This window comes from Tsukamurella conjunctivitidis (assembly GCF_007858475.1).
Classification (GTDB): Bacteria; Actinomycetota; Actinomycetes; order Mycobacteriales; family Mycobacteriaceae; genus Tsukamurella; species Tsukamurella conjunctivitidis.
In genome coordinates this window covers 1-608 of the sequence record NZ_VIGX01000167.1, presented here as the reverse complement: position 1 = coordinate 608, position 608 = coordinate 1, and the positions used below count along the sequence as shown (strand labels likewise).

General features: G+C 66.4%; 1 protein-coding gene. It reads left to right on the top strand.

Annotated features, from left to right (window positions below):
* The first annotated feature begins 238 nt into the window (after positions 1-238).
* The gene (locus FK530_RS24875; RefSeq protein ID WP_146489476.1) at positions 239-604 is read left to right on the top strand and encodes an RNA polymerase-binding protein RbpA; all 366 of its coding nucleotides are present in this window, start codon (positions 239-241) and stop codon (positions 602-604) included.
* Positions 605-608: the final 4 nt, after the last annotated feature.

Below are 608 nucleotides of genomic sequence, written 5' to 3'. Positions count from 1 at the left end.
CGAGCTGCCCGTGTTCAAGTGGACCTGGATCGGGTGGACCGAGCTGTGTGCAGCGCTGCGGAGCACGCTCCCCAGGCCTGGTCCGCAGAGGAGGACGGTCCCCCTCACTCAGGAGGTGATCGAACCCCCAGGACGCGCCCCTGGGGCCTGTGGGCGGGAGCATCCGGGCGAAGTTGAGGGGAATATCGGCTAGAATCTGTGCGTTTGTGACAGTGTCACCGAATCTGAGGAGGAACCCATGGCAGACCGCGCGCTTCGTGGCATGCAGATCGGCGCCAAGTCGATGGAGTCCGAGGAGGGTGTCGTCTTCGCCGACCGCTTCACGGTCAAGTACCAGACCCCCAGCGGAGAGGTCTTCGAGGTGACCATGGCTGCTGGTGCCGTGCCCCCCGCCACCTGGGAGTCCAAGACCGGGGAGATCGCCGAGATCGTCGGCGACGTTCCGGAGGAGGAGGACGCCAAGGCTGCGAAGCCGGTGCGCACCCACTGGGACATGCTCCGGGAACGTCGTTCCATCGAGGAGCTCGACCAGGTCCTCGACCAGCAGCTCACCCTGCTGCGTGAAGGGCGACTGCGCCCCGAGGGCTCCTACCGCAAGGGCTGAGACC

Coding starts and splice junctions, on each gene's coding strand:
- FK530_RS24875 (WP_146489476.1), top strand. CDS start 239: ATGGCAGACCGCGCGCTTCGTGGCATGCAGATCGGCGCCAAGTCGATG.